The organism is Bradyrhizobium sp. JR4.3 (genome assembly GCF_040547695.1).
GTDB classification, from domain to species: domain Bacteria; phylum Pseudomonadota; class Alphaproteobacteria; order Rhizobiales; family Xanthobacteraceae; genus Bradyrhizobium; species Bradyrhizobium canariense.
In genome coordinates, this window is record NZ_JBEPQF010000002.1 from 536311 (window position 1) to 550389 (window position 14079).

Annotated in this window: 15 protein-coding genes and 1 pseudogene; 14 read left to right on the forward strand and 2 right to left on the reverse strand. The window is 59.4% G+C overall.

Going from position 1 to position 14079, the window contains the following annotated elements:
• Positions 1–49: 49 nt before the first annotated feature.
• From ruvC to ABIB91_RS05845, 8 genes and pseudogenes are all read left to right on the forward strand, one after another.
• Positions 50–577 carry a crossover junction endodeoxyribonuclease RuvC gene (ruvC, locus tag ABIB91_RS05810; protein ID WP_007599969.1) on the forward strand — a complete coding sequence of 176 codons (528 nt, stop codon included), beginning with the start codon at positions 50–52 and terminating at the stop codon, positions 575–577.
• Complete coding sequence (gene ruvA, locus ABIB91_RS05815; RefSeq protein WP_354159341.1) at positions 574–1191, forward strand: Holliday junction branch migration protein RuvA; 618 nt, start codon at positions 574–576, stop codon at positions 1189–1191. The genes ruvC and ruvA overlap by 4 nt, the downstream gene beginning before the upstream one ends.
• Positions 1192–1241: 50 nt before the next feature.
• On the forward strand, positions 1242–1718 hold the full coding sequence (locus ABIB91_RS05820; RefSeq protein ID WP_354159339.1) for a hypothetical protein: 477 nt from the start codon (positions 1242–1244) through the stop codon (positions 1716–1718).
• Positions 1715–2767 carry a Holliday junction branch migration DNA helicase RuvB gene (gene ruvB / locus ABIB91_RS05825; RefSeq protein ID WP_354159337.1) on the forward strand — a complete coding sequence of 351 codons (1053 nt, stop codon included), beginning with the start codon at positions 1715–1717 and terminating at the stop codon, positions 2765–2767. Before ABIB91_RS05820 ends, ruvB begins: the two co-directional genes overlap by 4 nt.
• 129 nt (positions 2768–2896) lie before the next feature.
• On the forward strand, positions 2897–3814 hold the full coding sequence (locus ABIB91_RS05830; protein WP_354159335.1) for a metallophosphoesterase: 918 nt from the start codon (positions 2897–2899) through the stop codon (positions 3812–3814).
• Positions 3815–3864: 50 nt separating this feature from the next.
• Positions 3865–4056: a type II toxin-antitoxin system VapB family antitoxin gene (locus ABIB91_RS05835; protein ID WP_007599974.1), complete on the forward strand. Its 192-nt coding sequence runs from the start codon at positions 3865–3867 to the stop codon at positions 4054–4056.
• Entirely contained in the window at positions 4053–4424 is a 372-nt protein-coding gene (locus ABIB91_RS05840) for a type II toxin-antitoxin system VapC family toxin (RefSeq protein WP_007599975.1), read from the forward strand. Before ABIB91_RS05835 ends, ABIB91_RS05840 begins: the two co-directional genes overlap by 4 nt.
• Positions 4421–4513, forward strand: a pseudogene (locus ABIB91_RS05845) (4-hydroxybenzoyl-CoA thioesterase); the annotation flags it as partial. The gene ABIB91_RS05840 and the pseudogene ABIB91_RS05845, both read left to right, overlap by 4 nt.
• Here ABIB91_RS05845 and ABIB91_RS05850 read toward each other — a convergent pair.
• Both ABIB91_RS05850 and ABIB91_RS05855 read right to left on the reverse strand, forming a co-directional pair.
• Entirely contained in the window at positions 4492–6138 is a 1647-nt protein-coding gene (locus ABIB91_RS05850) for a recombinase family protein (RefSeq protein ID WP_354128646.1), read from the reverse strand. The pseudogene ABIB91_RS05845 and the gene ABIB91_RS05850 sit on opposite strands and share 22 nt — an antisense overlap.
• A complete protein-coding gene (locus ABIB91_RS05855) occupies positions 6116–6337 on the reverse strand; it encodes a hypothetical protein (RefSeq protein ID WP_279683519.1) in 222 nt (73 codons plus the stop codon). The genes ABIB91_RS05850 and ABIB91_RS05855 overlap by 23 nt, the downstream gene beginning before the upstream one ends.
• 888 nt (positions 6338–7225) lie before the next feature.
• On the opposite strand from ABIB91_RS05855, the gene ABIB91_RS05860 reads away from it, so the two are divergent.
• The 6 genes from ABIB91_RS05860 to ABIB91_RS05885 all read left to right on the forward strand — a co-directional run bounded on the left by ABIB91_RS05860 (position 7226) and on the right by ABIB91_RS05885 (position 13833).
• Complete coding sequence (locus tag ABIB91_RS05860; RefSeq protein WP_354159332.1) at positions 7226–7669, forward strand: YbgC/FadM family acyl-CoA thioesterase; 444 nt, start codon at positions 7226–7228, stop codon at positions 7667–7669.
• Positions 7670–7862: 193 nt separating this feature from the next.
• The gene (locus ABIB91_RS05865; RefSeq protein ID WP_354159330.1) at positions 7863–8084 is read left to right on the forward strand and encodes a hypothetical protein; all 222 of its coding nucleotides are present in this window, start codon (positions 7863–7865) and stop codon (positions 8082–8084) included.
• A gap of 62 nt (positions 8085–8146) precedes the next feature.
• Positions 8147–8347 (forward strand): hypothetical protein, encoded by a 201-nt coding sequence (locus tag ABIB91_RS05870; protein WP_354159328.1) that lies wholly within the window; start codon positions 8147–8149, stop codon positions 8345–8347.
• A 908-nt stretch (positions 8348–9255) separates the two neighbouring features.
• Positions 9256–10416, forward strand: a complete 1161-nt coding sequence (gene mblB / locus ABIB91_RS05875; RefSeq protein ID WP_354159326.1) for an anti-phage 6A-MBL system MBL-fold protein — start codon at positions 9256–9258, stop codon at positions 10414–10416.
• Positions 10413–12656, forward strand: coding sequence for an anti-phage 6A-MBL system cap2_3 protein (gene cap2-3, locus ABIB91_RS05880; protein WP_354159324.1), 2244 nt, complete (start codon positions 10413–10415; stop codon positions 12654–12656). Before mblB ends, cap2-3 begins: the two co-directional genes overlap by 4 nt.
• A gap of 34 nt (positions 12657–12690) precedes the next feature.
• Entirely contained in the window at positions 12691–13833 is a 1143-nt protein-coding gene (locus ABIB91_RS05885) for a patatin-like phospholipase family protein (protein ID WP_354128640.1), read from the forward strand.
• Positions 13834–14079: the final 246 nt, after the last annotated feature.

A 14079-nucleotide genomic window follows, 5' to 3' on the forward strand; every position in this document is an offset into this window, starting at 1 on the left:
CCGTTCTGTTTCTGTTTCCCCCACGGCAGCCAGCCGCTATCACTGGCCCATGACGACGCTCCCGATTCGTGGCCCCGTTCGCATCATCGGCATCGACCCTGGCTTGCGCCGTACCGGTTGGGGCGTGATCGAGGCCGAGGGCAACCGCCTGATCTACGTCGCCTGCGGCTCGGTAGAACCGCCGGACGATTTGCCGTTGGCGAGCCGGCTGCTCGCGATCCATGAGGGGCTCGCCGCCGTCCTGTCCGGTCACAAGCCGATGGAGGCCGCGGTCGAGCAGACTTTCGTCAACAAGGACGGCGTCGCGACGCTGAAGCTCGGCCAGGCCCGCGGCGTCGCCATGCTCGCGCCCGCGATGTTCGGCATCAGTGTTGCCGAATACGCGCCGAACCAGGTGAAAAAGACGGTGGTCGGCGCCGGCCACGCCGACAAGCAGCAGATCGCGATGATGCTCAAGATTTTGCTGCCCAAGGCCGATCCGCCGTCCGCGGACGCCGCCGACGCGCTCGCCATCGCCATCACCCACGCCCATCATCGCCAGAGCACCGCACTGCGGCTGAAGGTGGCAGGCTTATGATCGGCAAGCTCAAGGGCCTGATCGATTCCTACGGCGAGGATTTCGTCATCCTTGATGTTGGCGGTGTCGGTTATCAGGTGCATTGCTCGACGCGCACGCTGCAGCATCTGCCCTCGCCGGGCGAGGCCGCCGTGCTGTCGATCGAGACCTATGTTCGCGAGGATCAGATCAAACTGTTCGGCTTCCGCAGCGACCAGGAGCGCGAATGGTTTCGCCTGCTCCAGACCGTGCAGGGCGTCGGCGCCAAGGTCGCGCTCGCCGTGCTCGGCACGCTGCAGCCGTCCGACCTCGCCAACGCCATCGCGTTGCGCGACAAGGCCGCGGTGGCGCGCACGCCCGGCGTCGGTCCCAAGGTCGCCGAGCGCATCGTCACCGAATTGAAGGACAAGGCGCCGGCCTTCTCCAATGTCGATCCGGCGGTCGTGCACCTCGCCGGCGCTGTCGATGACCAGCGCGCCCCGCGGCCGGTGGCGGATGCGATCTCCGCGCTGGTCAATCTCGGCTATGGCCAGCCGCAGGCTGCAGCCGCCATCGCATCGGCCTCGCGCAGCGCGGGCGAGAGCGCCGAGACCGCGCAGCTCATCCGGCTGGGCCTGAAGGAGCTGTCGAAGTGAATGCGGCCAGCGCCAATCCCGTCGCCGGTCTTTTTCGCCGCCTTTCGCGCGTGGCCGGCATCGTCGTGATCTTCTCCGTTGTGGGGCCGCTGACGGTCGCCACGCTGGTTTCGGTGATGGTGGCGACGCTCGGGGCCGCGGTGCTGCAGATGTTTCTTGCGCTCGTCGAGCTGGAAGCACTGCGCACCCTGGTTTCGATCGCGATCGTGCTGCTGGCCATCGCCACGGTTCTCGCCTCGTTCCTTCCTGCAGTCGCCGCCGGCTTGATCTTCGCGCTGGCTGCGGTCTACGCCGACCTCAACATGATCTGGATGGCGTGGCTCGCCGCGGCCGTGGCCGCCGCCGGATTCGTCGGGTTTGGCATGTTCGTTGTGCCCTCCGAAACCTCGGCGGTGATCTTGCCGAGTGTCCGTTCCGCGCCTGAGGCGCTCAAGCTTTCCGCCATGCTCGCCATCGTCGCTGTCATCCCGGCGAGCCTGTGCTGGTGGCTCGCGAAACCACTGCATCGTGTTATCCTGCCCGCATGAGCACTCCCCCTCGCATGGTCACGCCCGAGCGCCGCAGCGATGATGTCGGCGACACTGCGCTGCGCCCGCAATCGCTGTCCGACTTCGTCGGCCAGCAGCAGGCGCGCAAGAATCTGTCCATCTTCATCGAGGCGGCGCGCAAGCGCGGCGAGGCGCTCGATCACGTGCTGTTCGTCGGCCCGCCGGGCCTCGGCAAGACCACGCTGGCGCAGATCGTGGCCAAGGAGCTCGGCGTCGGCTTTCGCGCCACATCAGGCCCGGTGATCGCCAAGGCCGGCGATCTCGCAGCACTCCTCACAAATCTCGAAGAGCGCGATGTGCTGTTCATCGACGAGATCCATCGCCTGAGCCCGGCGGTGGAAGAAGTGCTCTATCCCGCGATGGAGGATTTCCAGCTCGACCTCATCATCGGCGAGGGCCCGGCGGCGCGTTCGGTCAAGATCGAGCTGTCGAAATTCACCCTCGTCGGCGCCACCACGCGCGCCGGCCTGCTCACCAATCCCTTGCGGGACCGCTTCGGCATTCCGGTCCGGTTGAATTTCTACACCATCGAGGAGCTTGAGAGCATCGTCACCCGTGGTGCCCGCGTGCTCAACGTCGGCATGAGCGCGGATGGCGCCAACGAGATCGCGCGACGCGCGCGTGGCACGCCGCGTATCGCCGGCCGGCTGTTACGCCGCGTGCGCGATTTTGCTTCGGCGGCCGATGCCGACAGGATCGATCGCAAGATTGCCGACCACGCGCTGAGCGCGCTCGAGGTTGACGCCGCCGGCCTCGATGCCATGGACCGCCGTTACCTCACGACCATCGCGCAGAACTATGGCGGCGGCCCGGTCGGCGTCGAGACGATGGCCGCCGCTCTGTCGGAGCCGCGCGATGCGATCGAAGACATCATCGAGCCTTATCTGATCCAGTGTGGCTATCTGCAGCGGACCCCGCGCGGCCGCCTGCTCACCTCGCACGCCTTCCGCCATCTCGGCATCAGCGAGCCCTCGCGCGATGCGGCGGCACAGATCGGCCTGTTCGGCACCGACGAGAGCGACGACTGATCTACGCAACTGCAGACTGCTCGCGCCGTCATGAATTTCCGGTGATCTCGTGCAGAGGGTCTGCACAAACCCACCCCATTTCCGCTCCAATAGGATCGCATCAAGAAGCCGCATCACGATCGGGCTGCCATGATCACGCGCCGTCATTTCTTCCGTTCCATCGGCGGCCTGTCCGCCCTCGGCGTATCGACCGCGGCCTATGGCGTCGGCGTCGAGCCGGTCCTGCGGCTTCGTGTCACCCGCTATCATCCGACGCCGCGGCAATGGCCCGCGGACTTTCCGCTGAAGATCGCCGTGATCGCCGACATCCATGCCTGCGATCCCTGGATGTCGCTGGAGCGGATCGATTCCATCGTCGAGCGCACCAACGCACTGAACGCGGATATCATCGTGCTGCTCGGCGACTATGTCGCCGGCTTGCATCAGGTCACGCGCATCATTCCGGCGAACGAATGGGCCAAGGTGCTGGCCGGTCTGAAAGCGCCGCTCGGCGTCCATGCCGTCATGGGCAATCATGATTATTGGGCGGACAGGACCGTGCAGCAGGTGGGGCACGGGCCGACGGTCGCGCATCGCGCGCTGGAGGCGGCCGGCATTCCTGTCTACGAGAACGACGTCGTGCGGCTCGCCAAGGACGGCCGCGCGTTCTGGCTCGCTGGCCTCGGCGATCAGCTCGCCTTTCTGCCGGCGCGCCGCCTCCGGAGCACGGGGCGCTTCGGCGCTGACGATCTCGACGCGACGCTTGCCAAGGCCACCGACGATGCGCCGATCATCCTGCTCGCGCATGAGCCCAATATCGCGCCGCGCGTGCCCGCCCGCGTCGCGCTGCAACTGTCCGGCCACACCCATGGCGGCCAGATCCGCCTGCTCGGCTGGTCGCCGGCAGTTTCGCGGCAGCATGGCCTGCGGCTCGCCTATGGTCACTTCCGGCTCAAATGCGACCTCATCGTTTCCGGCGGCCTCGGTTGCAGCCTTATGCCGGTCCGCGTCGGCGTGCCGCCGGAGATCGTCGAGGTGACGCTGGGGCGGGGGCCGGTGGTGATCTAAGGCATGGAATTCTGCATCAAATGATGCTATATTCGATGTAGAGGTGCCCCATGAGAACGACGATCGCGATAGACGACGAGCTTTTTGCCAAGGCGCAGGAATTTGCTGGCGTCAGCGAAAAGGCAGCCGTCGTTAGGGAAGCCTTGATAGCCTTCGTTGAACGGGAGGCCGCACGCCGTCTCGCGCGGATGGGAGGTACCGAACCCAACGCCAAGGCTCCGCCGCGCCGCCGGCCCAAGTGAAAGTCCTGGCGGACACGTCGATCTGGATCGACCACTTCCGCCGCACGGATGGACGGCTTGCTGGCCTCCTCGATCACGGTGACATCGTTATTCATCCGTTCGTGATCGGCGAATTGCTCCTGGGGCGCGTGTCGAAGGCTTCTGACATGCTTGATGAACTGAACCTCCTCCCTAAGGCGACGATCGCCAGCAATAGCGAAGTCTTAGAGTTTATCGTTAAGCGAAAGTTGTCCGGATTGGGCATTGGGTGTGTCGATGCCCACTTGCTCGCATCGACGATGTTGACAGTCGAGGCAACAATCTGGACACGTGACAAGCGATTGCTTGCGGCAGCTCGGTCGTTGAAATTGGCTGCCGATATCCAATGAGTACGCCGATGTCTCATCTCGACGGCGAGATCCGCGACGGCCGCCACCGCATGCAGGTCCGCGTCTATTACGAGGACACGGATTTCTCAGACTGGACGTTGTCGTAACAGATAAACGTGCTGATGTTCCCTGTTTTGGGACAGTTTTCTGGGAAAAGCTGCGGGCTGAAAAGGGCTGCGGCGTTCAAGTACGGGGTGTACTCGTAGGGCATCCGCTTGCGCACCGGATGCACTATAATGCAGTCGAGCAGGTTACGGAAAGCGACACGGGTCTCGATCGCCTTCGGATTTGTCTTGAGCGCGGTGACCAGTCTCTTTGCCTCCGAACAATATCGGTCACCAAACCTCGGATGATCGAACGGGATCACGTTTTCGCCACCGTTGCGGAGCAACCGCAGGCGCTCCTCGACAGTTTCCCGCTCCGCGTCACATTCATCTATCCGCTTGACTAACTCATCCGGCTTGCGACGGCTGTTCGCGATCGCATATGACAAGCGTTCGATCTCAGTGTTCAGCACATGGCACCGACGCTCTAGGTTAGAGCGTTCGCTGTTCTTTTGCTGATCGCTCTTGCGCTCCTCCTTCCAGGCACGCATCGCCTCTTCCATGGCTTTCGGAGAAAGCAATCTTACTTCCATTTTTTCCGCAACATCGTTCAGTAGAGCGTCCATATCAAAGCTGCGGGTATGCTCGCAGGTGCTTCGCTGATGCGCGTTGGCGCATGCGGCGCGTGGTCCGCCATTCCGGGAGGACTGAGCGATTCGCATATGGCCATAGCAAACGCCGCACCGAAGCACTCCTGCAAGCGGATGCTCGTTGTTGCGCGGGACCACGGGTCGGCGCCGCGGCTTGCCGGTCGGTCCGAACATGTGGATAGCGCGCTCACTGCGAACCTTCTGCGCTCTATCCCAGAGGGTTTGGGGAACGATCCGCAGATCGGCGTTTTTGACGATGATGTGGCGTTCTTCCGGATTGCGGCGCTTCTGCTTCTTCTGCGTTTCCGGATTGAGAATTGTTGAGCGAACATTCCAATGTATTTCGCCGATATACAGTTCGTTGCCGATAATGCCGCGACCATGGCGGCCGCCAGTGATGCACTGATGATTCCAGGTGGTACGACCTGCCTTGTTCTTATGACGAGTGGCCCCAGGCGAGGGAACGCCTTCGCGAGTGAGATCGGCGGCGATATCTCGCGTTGAACGGCCCGACGTATACTCAATGAAGATACGGCGCACGATCTTCGCTTCGCTCTCATCGATCATCCGCTCGCCAGGCGCGCCCGACCTTGGCCGATAACCATAGGCGTATGAGCCGGGAATTCTTCCGTTGCTGACAGCGTTATCGTGCCCGCGCCGAACCTTGTCGGCGAGCTGTGGCTTGTAGATCGTATTGTAGAGACTTGCGATGCTGATGTCAGTCGCCGTCGCATAAACGCCTTTCTGATCCATCAGCTCGACGCGGTTGAACTCAAACACCTGCTTGAGCCGCTGGATTGTGGCGGGGTCGCGCGACAAGCGGTCGAAATGCTCGACGATGATCACGTCGAAGTCTTGCTTTCGCACACCTTCGAGCAAACGCTGATAGCCATCGCGCTTGTCTTCGGTAAGGCCAGACTTTGCAGCGTCGACAAATTCACCAACGACATCAAGGCTATTGCGTGCGGCGACCTTCCGGCAGAGTAATAGCTGACCATCAATCGAGGTCACTTTTTGCATGTCGCTCGAGTAGCGGGCGTATATCGCGGCCCTCTTTTTTTGTGATGGTGTCGCCATCCCGTTCCTCTATCGACTGCCCCGAAACGCCTTGTTCATCCCGCGCAAGCTGCCGTCCAATGGCACGCGCCAGCTCAAGCCAAATTTCCTCATTGTTGGGATTGTCCCAACTTTGCAGGTGAGAAGGATCAAGCGGTCGCATGATCGCCTTTTGGCCCCGAGGCGATCGGATTCGGGTACGCATTACAGCGAAGCCTTCACAAGCTACCGTAAATTTCTAGCGCGCGCTATGGATAGGCGACAGGGATCACGTGCGGCGTTCGCGTGCTCCGTTCGGAGGCTCGATCGAAGCCCCTGCATTCGGCTTTCGCCCGATGCGGATCGCCATCCGGCAGCAGCCTCAGTCGGCAAGCGCCATGACCTGACAAGAGTCATGACAGGGCGACGGATGACTTTTGCTCCTGCAGCGCTCATGGAAGTCTCAATTGGCAATGGCGAGTCTATTCATGTTGACTGTTGCAGTCGTGAATGAAAATGAGATTCTTCGAATGTCGGGCGCGAGCGCGTCGCTGCGAAGGTAATCGTAGGCCGGAGGGAATTTGCTAAGCAAAGCGGAGTAGAAATACTTGTGTCTGAGGGGGCGAGACATCCGATTCATCCGGTTCATAGCTTGGCGATGCCGTTTTCGCAGTCATTACACGACGAACGTCATTGAATCGGACGCAAGGCACGTCGGAGTCGCACCGACCCACTGGCGTGCGACTCTGGGACCGGATGGATCTAACTGCTTGCGCGCGCCTGCGACGCAAATCCTCTGCCAACTCCTGGCAACCATCGGAGCCGTCATCTGCCCCGCTGCGGGAGACGAGGCCAAAGCAGCTGACTGCTATCGGACCTGCCCTAACCTTCCAGATATCATATCGAACAACGTACCAACACTGCGGGCGAGAACCGCTTCGGCGCTTGCCCGCCCGATGCGCACAGCGCGAACGAGAGGGCGCTGCAATGCCTAAGATTTTGATGATTGCTTGGAAAGGCGCGTCCGTGCAAGAGAACGAGTTCTCGAAAACCCAACAAGGGAAATCGCACTGTGACAGCCTCTCTTGACGGCGAAATTCGCGATGGACGCCATCAGATGCAGGTCCGCGTCTATTTCGAAGATACGGATTCCGGCAAAATTGTGTATCACGCGAATTTTATACGCTTCATGGAACGCGGCAGGACGAATTACTTGCGCCTGCTCGGAACGAGTCAGCACGCGCTGCTCCAAGAGGCGCGGAACGATGCGCCCGGCTTTGCCTTTGTAGTCCGGTCGATGACAATCGACTTTCTAAGGCCGGCAGTCTTGGACGACGTGCTTGACGTCGTTACTCTCCCGCAAGAGGTGAGAGGCGCGTCAATTACCTTACTGCAGGAATGCAGGCGCGCAGAGGATCTCTTGGTCACGGCGCGTGTACGTGTGGCGTTTATCTCAGGCGGAAGAGCGCAGCGTATCCCGAAGGCGCTGCGGCTTGCTATGCAAGGGCATAAATGAAATCTGCTCCTAATTCAAGCCTCGGCCGTCCGGCGACAAACGAAGAGGTGCGTCGCGCCGCGGATCGGAGGCGCATAACTCCTGTGCTCTGTAGCGTGCAAATCGGACAGACCGGATGCGCTGTTGGCAAGCTCGCAGCACGCCGTGCCCGTGCTCACTTGGCCCCGTGTGCAAAGAAAAGACGAAGGTCGGCGTGAAGCCGCGCCAGCGCCCGGCCCGGGACCTTTCCAAACGTCTGGATGCCGCGCTCGTCGCGGATGAATTTGGCAGCACCGGTGGTCATACCCGCCGCCAGCAGCGCATTAATGCGTGCTTGAACTTCGGGCACATACCGAATCTCTCCGGCATCAAATCGCTGGCAAAACTGACATCTGAGCGAGTTCACGCATGGGACCAGCGGATAGGGGTCAACTGATGGAGAGTTGCGCCTCAATGTAGCTGTGCTAGTACGCCCACTCTCGAATCGAGGAGCTAAGAGTGGCGAAGAAGGCAAAGAAGACAGCTACGAAGAAGAAACCTGTGCGTCGAGAATACTCGAAGGCTGACGTGAAGGAGCTGCGCGCTCATTCGAAAGCGAAGACTCCGGTTGCGAAAATTGCGAAGCTCACAAAGCGCTCCGAAGGCTCACTTCGCCAAAAGGCGCTCAAGCTTGGAATCCGGCTCGGTCACCAGCGCTAGAAGGCGGCATCATGACGCGCTTCAATAGAGTGTTCTCGACCAGAACGTTGTTGCAGATCATCTGCGTTCTTGTCGCTGTTGTCACAATGAAGTTGTTGGGCGCTCATTATGACTGCAGCTGGGCAGCCGCAGTTGCGGTTGACAAGAACACCTTGGCAGGCTGAGCAGAAAAGAAGTACGCCTAGTGGCGAGCTATCACGCGGCGTTCAACCGTACGAAGTAACGGCGCCTTCAGAACCGCAGGGCGAAGAGGACCAATCAAAAATCTAGTGCGGGCGATTTCCCCATATGTGCGGCAGGACTCGAACCAGCAACCAGGCCGTTACGAGCGGCAAAATAACGAATAGCTTCGTTGATTTTACTGCCTTTCCGGTTGATTTTGGTCTCATTGGTGTGGTTTGTCGAGTTCGTTTCTGGTGCGAAACTGTGCAGTTCTTCCAATCGAAGCTTGGACTTAGGGCGTTGCGCTCTGTTAGTGATAACGTGGGAAGGCATCTTGATGCCGGCGACGAGGCGAATTCTTTATGCCATCTTGCCGGCTGATCGCCGCGGCCTGTCCAGGTCAGCGTCTCGGTCCGCGCGCTATCGGTAGCGAGCAAAAAAGGGTTCAACGCCAGGGTGAAGGGATAGTCCAGACCACGAACGCCGGATCGGCGGCGGCGAAAGCCGAAGTGGTACGAGAATCCGTGGGGCCGCAAGGCCTGTGCCGGTTCGAGTCCGGCCGCCCGCACTAGATTCATCATTGGATATCTGCCACTTTCCGCGCCACTCGCGTGGCTTGCATCCACGAATCGATTTATATTTTTTGGGTAGCCGCAGCCGACCGTCCCGTGAGAGACGTAGCCCTTTTCGCGCTGCTGGATTGCCTGAAAATCTAATTGTAGTGCCAGCTCGGCCGAGGAGACGCGATGTTTGCAGACGTGAAAGGACCTTCTTTCATTTTTTGGCCTGTCGGGTGCGGCGACAGCACGACGATTGTCATCAGCAAGACCGAGGTGCTCCAGATCGACCTGAATGATAAGATCATGGCTGACGACGACGACAACGAGCACATCCCGTTAGTTGATGAACTCGTGGCACAGCTCCCCCAGCGCGACGGGAAGCCTTACTTGTCTTGCTTCGTGCTTACGCATCCGGACCAGGATCACTGCCGCGGCTTCGCCGATCTACTCAAGAGAGTTGTGATCGGGGACCTATGGCATAGCCCCCACATCTTCCGGGAGTACGAGGACGAAAAAGTCCTGTGTGACGATGCAGAGGCTTTTCGCAAGGAAGCTCATCGCCGTGCGGCAAAAACCATTAAGGTGGGCGGCGATCCCGGGGCCGGAAATCGCGTAAGAGTTATCGGTTATAGCTCACTGTTCGAGCCTGGCGAGAAGTACCACAATCTTCCTGAGCAGTTTCACACTCGCCCAGGGTCTGAGATCACGACACTCGATGGCGCAGCTGTCAGCGACCGTTTCCATGCCTTCATCCATGCGCCGTTTAAGGAAGGTGAAGCTGACGCCCGCAACGAGACCAGCGTGGCAATGCGCGTGATTATTGGCTCTCAAGATCACCCGATGTACGGCCTCTTCTTGGGAGACGTCTCCTACCCGACCCTGATGCAGATCTTCCAGCAGACTCACGACCATGACAATGATGCCATGCTGAACTGGAACGTGCTGCTTGCTCCGCATCACTGCTCGAAGAAGGTTATGTACGAAGACGAAGCACTTCAGCAGGACGCAATGGACGAACTCCAGGCGCCCCAGCTCAAGATTGGTTACATCGTCGCTAGCTCGCCGGAATTCCCGGCGTCAAACTCCCCTGGCGACAATCCGCCCCATGTTAAGGCAAGAAACCGCTATGAGGAGATCGTCAACACAGCCTTCTTATGTACCGGCGAATATAGCACGCCCGAAAACTTGCGGCCGATCATCTTCACCGTGAATGAAAACGGTGTCTTTCTCGACGATGACGATTGCGAGGTATCTGATAGCGCGCGCGAAACGTTGGCAGCCGCCGTGGCCGGAGCCCGCGGGCACGCAGCACCTCCAACCGCCAAAGTTGGTTTCGGTCACGAATGAAATCTGACGGGCAGGCTTGGGCGCTCGAGCAATTAGCCGACATTGTTCAAGCCTCCTCTGGATTACTTGAGGTCATCGAGATCGTCGAGCCGACCGCCCAAGGCGAAGCGGTTTCTATCTCCCTATCGGTGGACTGCTTAGGGTATCCGCGAAAACAAGGCGGCATTCCACTTAAGGCGCGGGAGCGGTTGCTTCTTAAGCTACCAGCCAATTTCCCCTTAGAGTTACCGCGCTTGCACTTTGCGCATACGCGTTATCGCGACTTTTCGCATGTACAATGGGGCAGCTATATTTGCCTCTATCAAGCGACCGATAGTGAATGGCAACCGGAAGATGGTCTCTTCGGTTTCATGCAGCGCGTCGATGACTGGCTTCGAGCCGCCGCAGCGAATGAGTTAGACCCGGCCGGGATGCCGCTGCACCCGCCCGTCACCTATACAGTCAGCGCGCTGAAGGTAGTCCCCACGCAAAATGCTCCCGTGCCTGATCCGACGTTTTGGGCTGGGTATGCCAAGATCACGCGTGAGAATGAGAACCGTATCGAACTCGGCCAATGGATCGAACACTCTGGCACTCTACCCGAAGGCCGGTTGGCTGCTGTCGTGCTATTGCCGACAGGGATGCCGCACGAATATCCCGACACACTCTCGGGGCTTCTGAAGGAGCTCAAAGCTCGTGATGTTCCCATCGAGATCATTCGGTTGATGATACAACTCGGCGTGCTTAGGGGTGACAGCGGCAAGCCGCTCATCTTCGTTCTGGGCGCTGCCATGCGAGGCATCGCGGGCGGGGAACGCCTACAGCATCTAGCCTGCTGGCAAATCGACGCGAAGCGCGTGGATCAGATGCGCGAAGCTATCAGGGCTTCTACGGACGATAACCCGATTGATGTAGCCGAGTTCTACATTTGGGCCGAAACGGCCAAGATCGATTGGTGCAGCGTCTTTGAGGACCGACCCGAGATTGTCACCAGAAGGGACGCCGAAAGCGCATCAGCATGGTGGGCTGGCCGTCACGCCGTTCTGTTTGGTTGCGGAGCTATCGGAAGCGCGGTCGCCATGCTCCTTGCTCGCGCTGGCGTCGCCAAACTGCAGCTATATGACAAAGATTCAGTCAAGCCAGGCTTATTGGTCAGGCAGTTGTTTGACCGATATCAGATCGGCGTCAACAAAGCGAAAGCAACGGCCGAAAACGTTCGCTTTGCGAATCCGTCAGTTGAGGCCCTACAATCGAGCGCCGATGTCATCAGATTGCTTGAAATCCCCGAGAGTCTGGCAGACATCCTGGCTGCGGACGTCATCATAAACGCGACAGCTTCGACAATGGTCGCGACCTCTCTAGAGAGGCAATTCCGGGATTGGCCCAAATCCCACCCACCGATTATCTCCATGGCTCTTGGGCACAAAGCCGACCAGGCATTGATGACGATGGGAGTTCATGGCGCTCCCGGCATCACGCTCGATATTGATCGCCGAGCAAAGATCGCCTTGTCCAATCTTGCCAAAGGAAAGCAGGTCCTTGACGAGTTCTGGCCTATAAGCCCCGACCGAACGCGTTTGTTTCAGCCAGAACCTGGATGCTCGAGTCCCACCTTCCGCGGCTCGGCTACCGACGTCATGGCGCTCACCGCTCAGATGACAAACGTCGCGAGTCGATGGTTGGCAGATCCATCGCCTGCCGTTTCGCGCGCTCGGTCCTTTGATCTGACAGGGCAACGCGCAGGCGGTCTCCGTGAGTTCGAGTTCGACTGGCCAAGCGACGTCATTCTTCCCGACGGTCGTAACGATTACCAAGTCCGCGTAAGTCAAGCAGCTCTTTCCGGAATGCGTTCGTGGATGCGCAGATCAGAGCGGGTTAATGGTCGGCGCGTCGAGACCGGTGGCATTCTGTTTGGCCATACCGATGAATTCCTGAAAATTATCTGGGTTGATGAGATCAGTGGCCCGCCCCCTGACAGCACACAGTCTGCCGCCGCGTTTATTTGTGGAACGGCGGGGGTTTCTGAAATGAACGCGGAAAAGATTAAAAGAACCAGGAAATCCGTCGCCTTTGTCGGAATGTGGCACACGCATCCGGGGGGAATACCACTTCCCAGCCATACGGATTATAGCGCGATGGTAAACCTCCTTACAGGGGACGAATTCCAAGCCAAGCGCTTTCTGATGATAATCATCGGGGCCGACTCATCGCGGCCCCTCATATCGGGGACCGTTTTTGAGCGCGCCGACTACCGACCTTAGTCCGCTACAGAAGCGGCCGTTCATCGGACTCGCCATGTCCGGCGGTGGAGCGCGAGCGATGGCGTTCCATTTGGGATGTTTGCGCGCACTTCATGACCGGGGCCTCCTCGACAAAGTGAGAGTGGTCTCCACCGTCTCCGGGGGCAGCGTAATCGGTGCGTGTTACGCTTACAGTTCGGATGATTTCACAACATTCGACAAGAAGCTGGTCGAGCTACTCCAAAGAGGCATTCAGCGGATGATCGTGAAGGAGATGCTGCTAAGCTCTCAACTTACGAAAATCCTCCTAACGTTGGTCATAAGTGGACTGCCAACCCTCGCGCTGTGGTGCCTATCGTCACTCCTTGCGTTGCTGCGAATCTTCACGGGGATTACGACGAGACGGCTCGAGCATAGCCTGACAACGTTTCGGCAATCCCTGCCCGTTTGGGGCAGTCTCACCACGGCGTTCGAATTGGCTTTGACTAGGCTTTTTGGATCGAAGACCGTCCGCGACGTTGCGCGCCCAGGACTGCATGTTGTCATAAATGCCTGTGACTTGAAGACAGGCACGGCGTTCCGATTCGGCTCACAAAGGTCAGGAGGTTGGCGATATGGCCAGATTGCCGGAGCAACCCCGACCGTCGCGAAGGCCGTGGCGGCGTCTGCCGCCTTCCCGATCATTCTCCCGCCGTTGATTGAAACGTTCGAGTTCACCAAAGCTGGACGCACACAAAGCCAAACCGTTGTCCTAACTGATGGCGGAGTGTTTGATAATCTGGGTGTGGCCGTACTGGAGCCTGGTCGCGATGGCGACATCACTGACACTTATCCCGTGACACACATCATCAGCCTCAACGCGGGCCCAGGCCAGCTAGATGGAGGAGACCATCCATTCTGGTGGGCTAGCCGCGTCGCAAAGTCCTTTGAAGCTGTGCATCGCAAATCACAAGACCACGTCTATTCCCGGCTTCATCGCCACGTAGAAACGGGTGAATTAGACGGGTTCGGAATGGTCTACCTCGGCCAACAAGATCACCGGTTGCCCCACCGTCCGGCCGATCTGGTAAGTCGCGACGAAGTGCGTCAGTACCCGACAGACTTTGCGCCCATCGCGGCGAAAGACCTTGGTCTGTTGACCAAACGAGGTGAACAGCTCACCCACATCATCATCGATCGTTACATGCCTCACCTCTGACTTGTCCTGTTGTTTACGGACATTTCGGCTCGTGCCTACAATGTACGCTGGACCTAAGGAATGACCACTTTGCGAGACGAATTTCGCCGTCAGTTGCCATTGGCTATCGGAAGCCTAACTCCCGTCGAGCAGGCGGCTATTGCGGTAGAGGTGCGGAATCCGAGGCAAAGCGGCCACCGATTCCGACGGAAGGCGGCCAGCGATTCCGATCGAAAGCGGCCACCCAATCCGAACGAAGGCGGCCAC